Annotated in this window: 11 protein-coding genes and 2 pseudogenes; 9 read left to right on the top strand and 4 right to left on the bottom strand. The window is 73.5% G+C overall.

Annotation, left to right across the window (positions count from 1 at the left end; translation table 11 throughout):
- Positions 1-335 precede the first annotated feature (335 nt).
- The 3 genes from JYK04_RS36815 (at position 336) to JYK04_RS36825 (ending at position 5,444) form a co-directional block, all read left to right on the top strand.
- The gene (locus JYK04_RS36815) at positions 336-1,586 is read left to right on the top strand and encodes a PucR family transcriptional regulator (RefSeq protein ID WP_189745364.1); all 1,251 of its coding nucleotides are present in this window, start codon (positions 336-338) and stop codon (positions 1,584-1,586) included.
- 281 nt (positions 1,587-1,867) lie between these two features.
- The gene (locus tag JYK04_RS36820) at positions 1,868-2,275 is read left to right on the top strand and encodes a peptidoglycan-binding domain-containing protein (RefSeq protein WP_189745362.1); all 408 of its coding nucleotides are present in this window, start codon (positions 1,868-1,870) and stop codon (positions 2,273-2,275) included.
- A 196-nt stretch (positions 2,276-2,471) separates the two neighbouring features.
- Positions 2,472-5,444, top strand: a complete 2,973-nt coding sequence (locus tag JYK04_RS36825; protein ID WP_189745360.1) for an AfsR/SARP family transcriptional regulator — start codon at positions 2,472-2,474, stop codon at positions 5,442-5,444.
- Between the two features lie 66 nt (positions 5,445-5,510).
- Here the strand turns inward: JYK04_RS36825 and JYK04_RS36830 are convergent, their stop codons facing one another.
- Both JYK04_RS36830 and JYK04_RS36835 read right to left on the bottom strand, forming a co-directional pair.
- Entirely contained in the window at positions 5,511-5,972 is a 462-nt protein-coding gene (locus JYK04_RS36830; protein ID WP_189745358.1) for a hypothetical protein, read from the bottom strand.
- A gap of 178 nt (positions 5,973-6,150) precedes the next feature.
- The gene (locus JYK04_RS36835) at positions 6,151-7,737 is read right to left on the bottom strand and encodes a molybdopterin-dependent oxidoreductase (protein WP_189745356.1); all 1,587 of its coding nucleotides are present in this window, start codon (positions 7,735-7,737) and stop codon (positions 6,151-6,153) included.
- A gap of 285 nt (positions 7,738-8,022) precedes the next feature.
- Between JYK04_RS36835 and sigK the strand changes: the two are divergent.
- From sigK to JYK04_RS36855, 4 genes and pseudogenes are all read left to right on the top strand, one after another.
- Positions 8,023-8,612 (top strand): annotated as a pseudogene (gene sigK, locus JYK04_RS36840) (ECF RNA polymerase sigma factor SigK).
- On the top strand, positions 8,609-9,358 hold the full coding sequence (locus tag JYK04_RS36845; protein ID WP_189745353.1) for an anti-sigma factor: 750 nt from the start codon (positions 8,609-8,611) through the stop codon (positions 9,356-9,358). The pseudogene sigK and the gene JYK04_RS36845 overlap by 4 nt, the downstream one beginning before the upstream one ends.
- 139 nt (positions 9,359-9,497) lie before the next feature.
- Positions 9,498-10,142, top strand: coding sequence for an L-threonylcarbamoyladenylate synthase (locus tag JYK04_RS36850; protein WP_189745351.1), 645 nt, complete (start codon positions 9,498-9,500; stop codon positions 10,140-10,142).
- 99 nt (positions 10,143-10,241) lie between these two features.
- A complete protein-coding gene (locus JYK04_RS36855) occupies positions 10,242-10,877 on the top strand; it encodes a carbonic anhydrase (RefSeq protein ID WP_272933157.1) in 636 nt (211 codons plus the stop codon).
- Between the two features lie 30 nt (positions 10,878-10,907).
- On the opposite strand, the gene JYK04_RS36860 is transcribed toward JYK04_RS36855, so the two are convergent.
- Positions 10,908-11,441 carry an EF-hand domain-containing protein gene (locus JYK04_RS36860; RefSeq protein WP_229876742.1) on the bottom strand — a complete coding sequence of 178 codons (534 nt, stop codon included), beginning with the start codon at positions 11,439-11,441 and terminating at the stop codon, positions 10,908-10,910.
- A gap of 373 nt (positions 11,442-11,814) precedes the next feature.
- Between JYK04_RS36860 and JYK04_RS36865 the strand changes: the two genes are divergently transcribed.
- Positions 11,815-12,729 carry an NADP-dependent oxidoreductase gene (locus JYK04_RS36865; RefSeq protein WP_189745349.1) on the top strand — a complete coding sequence of 305 codons (915 nt, stop codon included), beginning with the start codon at positions 11,815-11,817 and terminating at the stop codon, positions 12,727-12,729.
- Positions 12,730-12,872: 143 nt separating this feature from the next.
- Positions 12,873-13,139: pseudogene (locus JYK04_RS36870) on the top strand (DUF2804 family protein); the annotation flags it as partial.
- Between the two features lie 66 nt (positions 13,140-13,205).
- Here the strand turns inward: JYK04_RS36870 and JYK04_RS36875 are convergent.
- Positions 13,206-14,384 (bottom strand): GDSL-type esterase/lipase family protein, encoded by a 1,179-nt coding sequence (locus tag JYK04_RS36875; protein WP_189745345.1) that lies wholly within the window; start codon positions 14,382-14,384, stop codon positions 13,206-13,208.
- Positions 14,385-14,405 lie beyond the last annotated feature (21 nt).

Below are 14,405 nucleotides of genomic sequence, written 5' to 3' on the forward strand. Positions count from 1 at the left end.
ATGGGAGCAGCATGCGGGAAGCGCACAGCATCTCCACAGGATTTATCTAAAGGTGATAACTTCCCGCAACACGTCTCGGCACATCCAACAATCCGGAAGATCTCCTTCCGACGGGTTCATGACAGGTCGTCGTCGCCCTGCCTGCCAACCCCCGGGTCCCCACGACAGCAACGAGGCACCGCTGAGGCGAGACAGCAGCGACCGGATGCCTCACGAGGCGACGCCCAGGCACCAACCCGTGTATGCGGCAAGGAGATTGACGATAGAGATGCTCCGCGGGCGGCTCCCCGCCTTCCTGCGGGGCAGGCTTCACCCCGGCATGAACGAGGAAAACGATGTGCGAACTCCTGAACCGCATCTGGTCCCGCCCCCGAGGCGAGTGGGTCCGCGTCCTGCGCAGGGAGCTGCCCGTGCTGGCCGACGAGATAGCCAAGGAGCTCCTGCGTGGGACTCCGGCCTTCACCGCCCTCGTCGAAGACCACGAGACGATCGATGACGAATGGCTCAGGGACTCGGTGGAAAACGCGCTGTGCAGCGTTCTCGGCTACCGGCAGCCCGATGACCGGAACCCGAGCGGCGACCGCCCCCGCCCCGACCGGGCGAGCGATGACAGACACGACGGCAGACAGGAGGCAAGCCCCCGGTTCGCCGGGGAAGTGATACGCAGGGCCGGCCTCGTGCCCGGGCAGCGCGACCGCCGCAGCGCCACCGTCGCTGCCGCGGCCACCACCACAGGCCCTGCCGCGGACACCGCCGTGGACCGGGACCGGTGCGCGTCCGCCGCACCGCCCGACCGGGCCCGCGAGGAGCTGTTCAAGGCGCTCACCGACGACAGGGCCGCCTCGAAGCAGTCCCTCACCGAGCTGGCCGAGGCGACCGGGTGGCCGCTGCCACCGGCCGTGCGAGGCGTCGTACTGGCCACCCCCGGCGAGACGCAGCAGCTGGCGACCGTACTGGAGAACTCCCTCGCCGGCGTATTCGCGGGCCAGCCCTGCCTCCTGGTCCCGAGTCCGGAACCGGACACCCGTGCCGCGCTGGAACTCCCGCTGCGCGGCCGCTTCGCGGCCGTGGGCCACGCGGTCCCCCTGACGGAGACCGCGTCCTCCCTGCGCTGGGCGCTGCGCCTGCTCGCCCTCACCCCGGCCCGCCCGAGCGCCGAGACCCGGCCGGTCTTCGTCGACGACCACCTCTCCGACCTGCTCCTCCTCCAGGACCAGCCGCTGGCCCATGCGTTGGCCGCCCATTGGCTGAGGCCCTTGGCCGGCCTGACCCCACGCCAGAGCGAGCGGCTGGAGGTGACCCTCCTCGCCTGGTTCGAAGGCGGGGGAGCCCCCGAGGCCGCGAAGGCCCTGAGCGTCCATCCCCAGACCGTGCGGTACCGCATGCGCCAGCTGGAGAAGCTCTTCGGGCCGGGACTGCGTGACCCCCGTACCCGGTTCGAGCTGGAGATGGCTCTGCGCACCCGCCGGCTGATGGCGCAGGTACGGCTCCAGCACTCCCGGGTGGGCCGCAGGACGGGCCGGGCCATCACGACGAACTTCCCGCCGCTGGTCGCGGAGAGGATGGCCCGGGTCAACGGCCTGTGACCCGAGGCGCCCGGACCGGCCCGGCCGCCCCACCCCTTCGCGGGGCGGGGCGGCCGGGCCGTTCCACGGTCGCGCCCCCGGAGTACTGGTCTGCTCCTGGTGTCCCGCGCGCCCGTTAGAGCCGTGTTGGCGGCCCGTTACGACCGTCGGACACGATGCGCGGCGAGCAGCGAATCGACGTGCCGCGGCGGGGGCGCGCAACGGCTACCGCTGCCCGTACATCCCCGCGCCCGCCGGCCGCCGGCGGGTCCTCGTCCCGCCCCCTGCCTCAGGAGACGCCCATGTCCAAGAAGTCCACTTCCCGGATCGCCGTCGTCACGGCGGCCGCCGCCCTGCTCACCGGCGTGATGACCGGCGGCAGCGCGAGCGCTTCCACCACGGCCCCGTACATCGGGAACGGCTACACGAACAACACGCACGCGGTGTGGTGCGTGCAGCGAATGATCAACTACGCGATCGACCGAGGCCGTTACTGGGGCGTCGACAAGGTCGCCGAGGACGGCGCCTGGGGCCCGAAGACCCGTCAGGCCGTCGTCGACGTCCAGAAGGGCACGGGCGGCAGCCTGCAGGCCGACGGCATCGTGGGCCCGATGACCGGCGACATGCTGATGTTCGAGGGCGACCCGTACTACAGCGGCGGCGGCGCGGGCAACGGCTACTGCCACACCTACCTGCCGACCACGTACTAGACCGGCGTTCCGTCCTGGCAGGGAGCTGCGGGGACGGACCGTGGCCGCCGTGCCGGCGGTACGGGTGCGGGCGGGGCGGGAGACCGCCCGCACCCACCGAAATCCATGGATCTCGCGCACCCCGAGCGGCTTACGATCTGCCCTGGCCGGTCCCGCCGACACGGCGGATGCCGACCGTTGACGCTCGGGGGGCGCGATGTTGAGGTTCGGGTTGCTCGGACCGCTGGTGGTGTACGACGGCACGGGGCTGACACCGGTCGCGGGACTCAAGGTTCGCGTCCTGCTCGCAGCCCTGTTGCTCCAGGCCAACCGGGTGGTGCCCAAGGACGCCCTCAAAGAGGCCATGTGGGGCGACCGGCTCCCGTCCAGCGTCGAGGCGTCCTTCGCGAACCATGCGACCCGGCTGCGCAGGATCCTCTCCGCCACCGGGGACAAACGACTGCTCACCGTGGCGCCGGGCTACCAGCTCCTCGTCCGGGAAGGCGAACTGGACGTCGAGGTGTTCGAGGGCCGGGCGCACGCCGCAGGCCTCGCGCACCGCGCGGGGGACTGGCGCAAGGTCCGTGCGGAGAGCGAGGCGGCGCTGAGCCTGTGGCGCGGCGAGCCCCTCGCCGACCTGGCTCCGTTCTCCGAGTACCGGGCCCCGTCCCTCCGCGTCCACCAGCTCGACGAAGCGCGCCTCCAGGTCCACGAGTGGGCCTTCGACGCCGACCTCCACCTCGGACGGCACCGCGAGATCTGCGCCGAACTCGCCGCCCTGGCCGCCGAGCACCCGCTGCGCGAGGCGCTCCACCGCCAGCTCATGCTCGCCCTGCACCGCAGCGGCCGTCAGGCCGACGCGTTCGAGGTCTTCCACGCGCTGCGACGGTCGCTCGTCGACGAACTCGGTGCGGAACCCGGTGCCGCCGTCCACCAGGCCTACCGGGAACTGCTCGACCAGGACCGGGGCCCGGAGCAGGAGCAGGGCCCGGAGGCGGAGCCGGACCGGGCTCCGCCCGCCCGCAGCCCATCGCACGGGCCGGTGCCGGTGCCGGTACCCGTACCCGTAGCGGTACCGCGACCGTGGCGGTCGGGTGCGGCGGCGGCCGCATATCCGTATCAACTCCCGCCATCCATACCTGAATTCACCGGTCGGGAAGCCGAGACGGCGGCGCTCCTGGAGCTGCTGCGCCGACCGGTGCCGCGCCCGGACGAAGACGACGCCGACGGTGACGGCGCCGCGTGCGGCAGCGAGGGCCACCGGACCGCGGCGGCGCCCCTGCGGCCCGTCGTCATCTCGGGCATGGGCGGCATCGGCAAGTCCGCCCTCGCCGTCCACGTGGCGCGCCTGGTGCGTGACGCGTTCCCGGACGGCGTGCTCTACGCGGACTTACGGGGGTTCAGCAGCGGGGGCGCGCGCAGCGCCCACGACCTGCTCGCCCGGTTCCTGGCCGACCTCGGGGTGCGCCCCGACGTACTGCCCGACGACACCGACGACCGGGCCACCCTGTTCCGGGCCGCGGTCGAAGGCCGCCGCATCCTGCTGGTCCTGGACAACGCGCGGGACGCGACCCAGGTCGCCCCGCTCCTGCCGCCCGACGGACCCGGCGCGGCCCTGATCACGAGCCGCCACCTGCTCGCGGACGTGCCCGGCGTCACGATGGTGCCCCTCGGTCCGCTCGGCCCCGACGAACAGCTGACCCTGCTGTCCAGGCTCTGCGGAGCCGACCGGATCACGGACGAGCCGGCCGCCCTGGCCGACATCCTGACCGCATGCGGCGGTCTCCCGCTGGCCCTGCGGATCGTCGGCGGCCGGCTCGCCTCCCGGCCGTCCTGGCCGCTGGCGCTGCTGGCCGAGCGCCTCACCCCGCACCGAGGCCGCCTCCAGGCCCTCGCCATGGGCTCGGTCGCCGTACGGCACACCTTCGACATGAGCTACCTGGCGATGCGTGCGAGCGACAACGACCTGGAGCGGGAGGCGGCCCGCGCCTTCCGGCTGCTGGGCCTGTGGCAGCCCCATGCCGTGACCACCCGGTCGGCCGCCGCCCTGCTGGGCGCGACGGAGTACGACGCGGCCGCCGCACTGGAACTGCTGGTCGACGCCAACCTCGTACACAGCCCCGAGCCCGACGCGTACGCGCTCCACGACCTCCTCGGCGAGTACGCGGCGCAGCGGGCAGCGGAGGACGTCACCGGGGCGGAGCAGGAGAGCGCCATCCTGAGGCTGCTCACCTGGTACGCACGGGCCGTGGCCGCGGCCTGCGCCGTGGCCAGCCACGAGACGCAGTCCCCGCCGCCGCTCGCCGGCCCCCGGGACCCGGGGTTGCCCGCGTTCACGGAGGAGGCGGACGCCTTGGCGTGGACCAAGCGGGAACTGCCGGCCATCCGTGAGGCGATCACCCGGGCCGGGGTGCTCGGACGCTCCGACATCGCGTGGCGCCTGGCCGTCGGACTGTTCGGGTACGCGACCACGCACTGGTGGACCGGCGAATGGGACGCCTGCCTGCGACAGGCCATGGACATCGCTCTGGCGCACGACGACACGCTCGGGCGCGCCTGGCTCCACCGCAGGATCGCCGTCGCCCACGGGATGGCGGACCGCAACGAGCAGTGCCTGGAGCACCTGAACACGTCGCTCGGATTCTTCACCGACGCCGGCGACGAACTGGCGCAGGCCTCGATCCTGGGCAACCTGTCGGGCCTGTACGTCCAGATCGGGGACGCCGAGCGGGGGATCGCCCACGCCGAGCGGTCGTACGAGCTGTACCGGAACGTCGGCAACGCCGCCAGCGAGGCGCTGGCCCTGAGCCGGATCGCGGACGCCCAGGAGATGTGCGGCGAACACGCCCTGGCGGCGGCGTACCACCAAAAGGTCATCGAGGTACTTCGCGAGCAGCGGCACGGGGTCTTCCTGGCCACCAGCCTGACCAAGCTCGGCGACATCCACCGGCAGCTCGGCCGCCGTGAGGCGGCGTTGGAGGCGCAGACGGAGGCGCTGGCCATCCGGCAGCGGATGAACGACCTCGGCGGAACGGCCGACTGCCTGGCCTTCATGGCCCGGACGCACCACCGGTTCGGCGAGTGGGAGGCCGCACGGGCCTGCTGGGAGCAGTGCCTGGACCTGGGGCTGCGCCACGGTATGACGCAGCACATCGAGCGGAGCCGCGCGGGCCTGGCCGAGCTGCCGTAGGGGGCGTCCTGGGGGTGTGGCCCCGAGCGCGTGCCCGGGGCCACCGCCCGGAGAACCGGGGGTACGTCAGCTGACCCAGTCGGTGCACTTCAGCTCGATGCCCTCGACGTTCACGCAGGCGCGCAGCCAGGTGCCGTCCGGCCAGTACTGCATGGGCGTGTACACATCGCCCCCGTCACGGTGCTCGTATCCGCGCATTCCGTCCCAGGTCTTGCCGCCGTCCGTGGAACGGTCGATCCACACACCGTACTTGTAGTACCGCGTGGCCGTCTTCGCCCAGCCGTACCAGCGGCCGTCCTTCTTGCCGGAGCGCAGGGCAACGGTGGCGTAACCGCTGACGGTCGCCGTCGAGTCGGTGCTCGGACCGGAGTCCCAGCTGACCGGGCCCGGGTCCCAGCCGTCACAGGCGTAGCCGCTGCAGTCCAGCCCGGCCGCCGAGGCGGGATTGCCCGTGGTCATCAGCGTGGCGAGGGCCATGGCCGCGACCGGCAGAGCCCGGGTGAGTATCCGGCTTCCCTTGTTTCGCATGATCCGTCCCGTGTTCGTCGAGTGCTCAGTGGTGAGACCCGCACCGGGTCTCTGCCGACGCCCGGGCGCGGTGCCCGGAGCTCCTCGGTCGACGTGGGAAGAGTGCACGCGCCCCCCAACGCGTCCCCAACGCGCGGCCAACGAGACCGCCGCAGCGGGCACGCCCGGTCCGTCGGTCTCAAGAGACCGTGACGAAGACGCTGTGCCGGCCGCTCGCGCCGTCGGGGACGGTCCGGGCGCGCTGCTCGGTCTGTACCGCCCCGGTGCCGTCGGTGGCGCGGACGGTGATCGTGTGTCCGCCGGGGGCGGCCTGCCAGCGGTAGGACCACTGGCGCCAGGTGTCGGCGGTGTCCTGCGCGGCGAGGTCCGCGTCCTGCCAGGGCCCTTCGTCGATACGGAGTTCCACGCGGGTGATGCCGCGGCGCTGCGCCCAGGCCACGCCGGCGACCATCACGGTGCCGGCGGCGGGACGGGCGAACGGCTTGGGGGTGTCGATCCGGGACTGCGTCTTGATCGGCGCCCGGCGGGCCCACTTCCGCTTCACCCAGTACGGGTCGTACGCGTCGAAGGTGGTGAGCTCGATCTCGGCGATCCACTTGCAGGCGGACACGTAGCCGTACAGCCCCGGTACGACCATCCGAACGGGAAAGCCGTGCTCGAAGGGCAGCGGCCCGCCGTTCATGCCGACCGCGAGCATCGCGTCGCGCCCGTCCATGACGTCCTCGACCGGGGACCCCAGGGTCATGCCGTCCACGGAACGGGCCACCAACTGGTCGGCCGTGCCGCCCTTGGACGGCGGCCGGACACCGCATTCGGCCAACAGGCCGGCCAGCGGGACACCGAGCCAGCGGGCGGTGCCGACGTACGGCCCGCCGACCTCGTTGGACACGCACGTGAGGGTGATGTCGCGTTCGATCAGCGGGCGGGCCAGCAGCTGGTCGAGGGTGTAGCTGCGAGGCCGGGTGACGCCTTTGCCCAGGATCCGCAGCCGCCAGGTACCGGCGTCGACCTTGGGGACGACGAGGGCGGTATCGACCCGGTAGAAGTCCCGCCCGGGCGTGGTGAAGGCACTGATCTGCGGAACCTCCAGCTGCGCGCCGGCCGGAACCGCGGGTGCCGGTGAAGCGGGGGCGGGCAGGGCGAGGCCGTTGCGGGAGGCCACGGCGCCCTGGCCGCGCCGTCCGGACAGGGCGCGACCGGCCACCCCGGCTCCGGCGGCGGCCGCGGCGGTCAGGGTCGCCGCGGTGAGGAACCCCCGTCGGCTCCAGCCGCCCCCGGTGCCCTCATCACCCGAAGCGGAGCCGACGGGGGCGGCTTTGCCGGCCAGGACGTACAGCACGGCCGCGCCCGCGAGGGCGCCGAGGAGGGAAGGGAGGGCGTCACCGGCACCCTCGGAATCGGGCCTGCTCAGGGCCGCGGCCACGCCGACGACCCCGAACACCAGCACCCCGGCCGCCCCCGCGCGCCGGTACCGCAGTGACACGACTCCCAGGGAGACAGCGAACAGGGACAGCACGAGCAGGATGCCGAGCTGGAGGACGATCTTGTCGTTCTCCCCGAACGTGCGGATCGCGAAATCCTTCAGCGCGGCAGGGGTCCGGTCGATGACCGCACCGCCGACCACCGTCACCGGCCCGGCGGCCGGCCGCACCAGGGCCGCGGCCAGTTCGGCCACGGCGAGCGCCGTGAACCCGGCCAGAAGCCCGGCCGGTGCCCCACGGGAGGTGCGGAGGAGGGTGGTGCGGAAGCTGCTCACACCCGGCATTCGGCCTGACCCGCCCGGCGGATGGGTCCGCCACCCGAACGGGTGACAGTCGCCGCCCGCCACCGTGTGCAGCGGTCCCGCCCCCCGGGCCCCCTGTCCCCTCGGCTCGGCCACAGCGGTGCGGTTCCCTCGATCGGGGGAAGCGGGGTCCGCGCCGCTGACCGCCTGCCGGCCCATCCGCAGCTCCTTCCGCTACGAAGTACGGGTCAGAGGCACCTGCACGGCCACTTCCTACGGACGAAGGACTGCCATGTCACGGACACCCCGCCGCCGGGAGCCCGCCCGGTGAACCAGCCCCTTCCGTTCGGTTCCGCCCGGCACACCGGTCCCCCCGCCGACCTCGCCCAGGTCATGCAGCAGGTCGCGCGCGGGACAAGGACGCCTTCTCGACCCTGTACGACGCTCTCGCACCCATGGTCTTCGGGATCGTGGTGAGGGTCGTACGCGACCGTGCCCAGTCGGAGGAGGTCGCCCAGGAGGTCATGATCGACCTGTGGCGGCAGGCCGCCCGCTACCGGCCCGAAGCGGGCGGTGTGAGTACGTGGGCGGCGACCATCGCCCACCGGAGGGCGGTCGACCGCGTCCGCTCGGCGCAGGCCGCCGCGGACCGTGAGCACGCGCAGGCCGCCCGCGAGCACCGCACGGCGTACGACGAGGTCGCCGAGCAGGTCGAGATCCGCCTGGACAGCGAGCAGGTCCGGCGCTGCCTGCGCGGCCTGACCGAACTCCAGCGCCAAGCCGTGACCCTGGCCTACTACCAGGGCCTGACCTACCGCGAGGTCGCCGAGACGCTTCGCACGCCGCTTCCGACCGTCAAGACGCGCATGCGCGACGGGCTGATCCGGCTCCGCGACTGCATGGGGGTGACCCCGTGAACCACCACGCAGCCGATCTTCACATCCTGGCCGCTCCGTACGCGCTGGATGCCTTGGATCCCGCCGAGCGCACGGAGTTCGACGCCCACCTGACCGGGTGCGACGGCTGCCGGGAGGACGTGGCCGACTTCCTGGCCACCGCCGCGCGCCTCGCGGCCTCCGCGGCCCAGGCCCCGCCCGCCGCGATGAAGCAGCGGACCATGACGGCGGCCGACCACGTACGACAGCTCCCGCCCCACCTCCCCGCGACGTCCCCCGTGGCCGTACGCGGCGTGCTGCGCCGCAAGGCGCTCCCCGTGGCCTTGGCGGCGAGCCTGGTGGCGGCCGCGTCGTTCGCCGGCCTGGCCGCCTGGCAGAACCAGGAGAACCGGCAGCTCGAACAGCGGGCCCGGCAGGTCGAGCAGCGCCTGGGCGCCGTCGGCGGCGTCCTGGCCGCGCCGGACGCCCGCACCGTCCACGGCCGGGCCGACAACGGGGCCCTCACCACCGTGGTCGCCTCCGACCGGCAGGACAAGGCCGTCTTCACCGCCACCGGCCTGCCCGCCCCGGCCCCGGGGAAGACCTACCAGCTGTGGCTCGCCCACGACGGCACCATGAGCCCCGCCGGATTCATCCACCAGGACGGCACCGTCCTGATCGACGGGAACACCGCCGACGCCGACGCGCTCGGCCTCACCCTCGAACCCGCCGGAGGATCCCCGCAGCCCACCACCACCCCCGTGCTCCTGATGACCCTGCCCGCCTGAGGGCGCGAGCCCGCGACCGGACCGTCCCGCGCCGGAGGGAAGACCGTACGAAGTGCACGGGCGGGGCCGCCCGTTCCGGTACCCTGCCGGGGTAACCCAGCCAGGTTCGGGCGAGAGCCCGGTGGGATGGAGATCGGCCATGGCCCTTCGATTCGACTGCTCCACGGCTTCGGGCCGGACCGGCGGACTGAGCGCGGCCGCCCGGGCGGTACGCCGGGGCGAGCTGGTGGTGCTCCCGACGGACACCGTCTACGGCATCGGCGCGGACGCCTTCGACCCGGACGCGGTGGACAGGCTGCTGGGTGCCAAGGGCCGGGACCGCGCGATGCCCTCGCCGGTGCTGGTCGCCTCCCCGGACGCCCTGCACGACCTGGTCGCCGATTTCCCCAAGCAGGGGTGGGCCCTGGTGGAGGCGTTCTGGCCGGGCGGGCTGACCCTGGTCGCCCGCCACCTGCCCTCGCTGTCCTGGGATCTCGGGGAGACCAACGGCACGGTCGCGGTCCGGATGCCGTCCCATCCCGTGGCGCTCGAACTGCTCGCCGAGACCGGACCGATGGCGGTGTCCAGCGCCAACCTGACCGGCCGCCCCTCGCCGCAGGACTGCGACGCCGCACAGGGCATGCTGGGCGACTCCGTCGCCGTCTACCTGGACGGCGGGCCCACCGAGGCCGCCGTCGCCTCCTCGATCGTGGACCTCACCGGCCCGGCACCGGTCCTCAGGCGGGCCGGCGCCATCAGCGCCCCCACCTTGCGCAGCGTCGTGCCCGACCTGCTGGAGTCCTGACCCTCGGCAGGCAGGCAGGCAGGCAGGCAGGCCGCCGCAGGCCGCTCCTGCGCCGGACCCCGCGGTGTGGAGGTCCGGGCGGGGTCGTAGCCTGCGGTCATGAGTACCTCGCTGCCACCGACCCCGTCCGAGGCCTTCGAGCTGCTGCTGGCCGGCAACCGGCGCTTCGTCGCGGGCGCACCCGAGCACCCGAACCAGGACGCCGCCCGCCGCACCGAGACCGCACCGGCTCAGAGCCCCTTCGCCGTGTTCTTCGGCTGCTCCGATTCGCGGCTGGCCGCCGAGATCATCTTCGACCGCGGGCTGGGTGACCTGTTCGTCGTCCGCACCGCGGGCCACGTCGCGGGTCCGGAGGTGCTGGGCAGCATCGAGTACGCGGTGAGCGTGCTGGAGAGCCCGCTGGTCGTCGTACTGGGCCACGACCAGTGCGGTGCGGTCGCCGCGACCCGCGCCGCCCTGACCGACGGCGTCAGCGCCACCGGGTACGTACGCGACGTCATCGAGCGGGTCACCCCCAGCGTGCTGGCCGCCCGCGCGGCGGGACTCACCGACGAGGACGACATCATCGCCGAGCACATACGGCACACCGTCGACCTTCTTCTGGACCGCTCCCGCGTCCTCGCCGACCAGGTCACGGCAGGGCGCGCCGCCGTGGTGGGGCTGTCCTACCGGCTGGCCGACGGCAGCGCCCGGGTCGTCACCACCCGCGGCCTCCCGAGCGAGGTGTCGGCCTGACCGCCCGGTGACCGCCTCCGGCGCCGTCGGTCACGAACCGTTCGGGGATCCGTAGACGGCGCCCATCGGGGAGACGCCGGTGGTGACGTAGTCGTGGATCCCGGCGAGGTAGGCATCGCGTCCGACGAGTCCGTCGCGGTCGGTGTCCAGGTCGTCGAACGCCCGGTCGGCGTCCGAGGCCGTGTTCCGCGAGGCGACCCGCAGCCGGGTGAACTCCGCACGGGAGAGGCGGCCGTCGCCGTCGAGGTCGGCGACATCGAAGAGCGAGCCCAGAGCGGGACGACAGGAGCGCTCGAACGCGTCGTGTCCGGCCCAGGTGCGGTACTCCTCGAACGTCACCCGGCCGTCGTGGTCGGCGTCCATGTCCGCCCAGACCTCCTCGTGAGCGGTGCGTGCGGCATCGACCACGAGGTGGTCGGGTTCTCGGCCCATCGCCGCAGCCGCGCGATCCACCCGCGCGAGGTACTCCGCCCGCGTGATGACGCCGTCACCGTCCACGTCCAGCATGGCGAAGATCCGCCGCTTGGCCGCATCGGTGATCGCCACGGTGGTTCCCTGAGACATCGCTCCCGCTCCCGCCTGTTCGGTCGACGATCCCTCCGACACCCGCATCGGCCGTGCCTCGGCCCGCCGCACAGCTACCGGGGGAGTGACACGCACAAGATCACCACAGACCGTCGGAGCGCCGCCACCTTCCGCACCCGCCGTCCCCCGGACGGCCGAACGCCGGCGCCCGGCGGGCCGGTCGGCCGGTCAGGCCGGTCCGCCGGCCGCGTCGTGGTGGCGCAGTGCGGCGGGGACGCCTACGCCCCGTCCTGGTGTTCCGCGCGGCGCGCCGGTGCTTCCGGAGAAGCACGGAATGCTGGGGCGGGGTGAGGGCGGGTGCCCGCCCTCACCGGCCGCGTCCGTACGCACGCCCTCCAGCCGGGAGTTCCTGATGTCCAGAGCGATCACCTTCTCCGAGTACGGCGCGCCCGAGGTGCTGCGCCTGTCCGACGTCACCCCGCCGGAGCCCGGTCCGGGGCAGGTCCGGATCCGGGTGCGGGCCGCCTCCGTGAACCCGTTCGACATGAAGTTCCGCTCCGGCCTGATGGCCGGGTCCGTCCCGGCCCGGTTCCCCGTGGTCCTCGGTCTCGACGCGGCCGGTGTGGTCGATGCCGCGGGTGCGGGAGCCGAGGCGGCCGTGGGCGACGAGGTCCTCGGCGTCGCCGTCGGCGGCAGCTACAGCGAGTACGCACTGCTCGACCGGCCGGTGGCCAAGCCCGGGGCCCTGTCCTGGGAAGCCGCTGCCTCGCTGGTCACGGTCGGTCAGACCGCCTTCCGTGTCCTGGAGGAACTGGGTGTGCGGCCCGGGCAGACCCTGCTCGTGCACGGCGCCGCCGGCAGCGTGGGCACGGTCGCCGCGCAGTTGGCCGTGGCTCGGGGCAGCACGGTCGTGGGAACGGCCGGCGAGCGCGACCTCGAACGGGTGACCGCGCTGGGAGTCACGGCCGTCCGCTACGGGGACGGCTGGCCGGAGCGGGTGAACGCCGCCGCTCCCCAGGGGGTGGACCTCGTCTTCGACACCTCCGGCGCGGGTGTGCTGGCCGAGTCCGTCGCGCTGACCGGTGACAGCGCGCGTGTCGTCACCATCGCCGACATGTCGGCGGCGCAGCACGGCGTGCGCTTCAGCGCGGGCAGCGCGGGCGGCGCCGACCGGACCGGGGACTCCCTGCCGGAGCTGGTACTGCTGGCCGCCGAGGGGAAGCTCTCGGTGCCGGTCTGGCGCACCTACCCGCTGGCGGAGGCCGCCCGGGCCCACGCCGATCTGGAAGCCCACCGCAACCGCGGCAAGGCCGTCCTGTTGCCCTGAGCCCTCGGCCGGCCCCAGGCCGAGGAGGCGGTTCGCACGGGAGTTCCCGTGGCCGCCCGCTCCGGCGGGCCCACGGCCGGTAGGGTCCGGCCATGTCCACGCACGAACGTGAGATCGTCGCGCCCGTCGACCTGTGCCGCGGTGACGGAAGGCTCGCCCCGGCCGCGATCGGCTGGTCCCGAGGCGACCACCTGGCGCCGTGGTCGGTCCGCAGCCCTGGATCGGACCGGGTGGACCTGGTCTTCACCCCGTTCCACAACCGGTCCACCCGCACCGACGTCGGTCTCCTGGCCAACCGTACGGACCAGTGCTTCGGCCACTACACGGGCTCGATCCGCACGGACGACGGCGAGCGGATCGCGGTGGACCGTCTGCTGGGATGGGCCGAGGACGTCCGCATGCGCTGGTAGGCCGGCCCACCGGCGTCCGTGCCCGGGCGCCCGCCCGGCTCGCGGCTGCGCTCCGGCCCGTGGGCGTCAGCCGGTCCGGGCGACGAAGGGGCCGTCGCCCGCGAACGCGAGGCGCGCGAAATTCTCGGCGATCCGCCGGTGTCCTTCGGGGCCGGGGTGGATCGCGTCCGGCAGCGGGAATTCGGCGTGGTCGGCCTCGCCGTACAGGGCGCGTCCGTCGAGGTGGTGGAGGTTCGGGTCGTCGGCCGCCCGCTCCTCCACGACGGCCGCGAGCACGTCGCGGATGATCGTGAGCGTGAGCCGCCCGGCGGCGCGTTCGGCCGGATCGCCCGTGGCCCTGAACCGCAGGGTCCCGCCGTCGAAGTCCGGCGCGAGCGGGCCGGGGGTGTCCTCCTGGACCGGGCACAGGATCGGGGAGACCACCAGCAGCGGTGTCGTGGGCCGGCCCTCGCGGATGGTGTCGAGGAAGCCGTGGACGGCGGGGGTGAAGGCGCGCAGGCGCATCGTGTCGCCGTTGACGACGTTGATGCCGATCTTGAGGCTGATCAGGTCCGCGGGGCTTTCCCGCATCGCACGCGCGGTGAACGGGTCCAGCAGCGCGCTGCCGCCGAACCCCAGGTTGACCAGCTCCACTCCGCCCCGCGCGGCGGCCAGCGCGGGCCAGATGGCGCTCGGGTGGACGGCGTTCGAGCCGTGGCTGATCGAACTGCCGTGGTGCAGCCAGACCCTGCGCCCGCTGCCGCGTGCCGGTTCGACAGGAGCATCGGTGCGCAGGGCGATCAGCTCGGTGACCTCCGTGTGCGGGAGCCAGATCTCGATGTCCTTGTCACCGGCCGGGAGGGAGGTGAACCGGGCGGTGCCCGCGGGCCCTTCGGTCAGCTCCGCGGTCTGGCCGACCAAGTCGGTGACCGTACGGACGTTACCGCCGGCCACCGTGGCCTGGGCGGTGAGACGGCCGTCGACCAGCAGGTCGTACACACCGTCCGGCGGGGCCGGGAAGCCCTGGTAGACGCGCTTGGTGGGCAGCGCGTCGAGCTCGATGACGGTGGCCCGGGTGCGGAAGGCCAGCCGTACGCCGGAGGGCTGGGCCTCGGCCACGGCCAGCCGGTCGTCGGGGATCTGCCGCCGCGCCCGGGCCGGCAGCCGGTGCGGCAGCAGACCGTGCGCGGTCCGCTCCACATCGAGGTGCCCGCGCAGGAGGTCCGCGGTGACGGGTGTGGTGATCCAGCCCTGTTCGCTGCTCATTGCCTCAGCCTGTTGATCGGG

The sequence above is a fragment of the Streptomyces nojiriensis genome (assembly GCF_017639205.1).
Lineage (GTDB): Bacteria > Actinomycetota > Actinomycetes > Streptomycetales > Streptomycetaceae > Streptomyces > Streptomyces nojiriensis.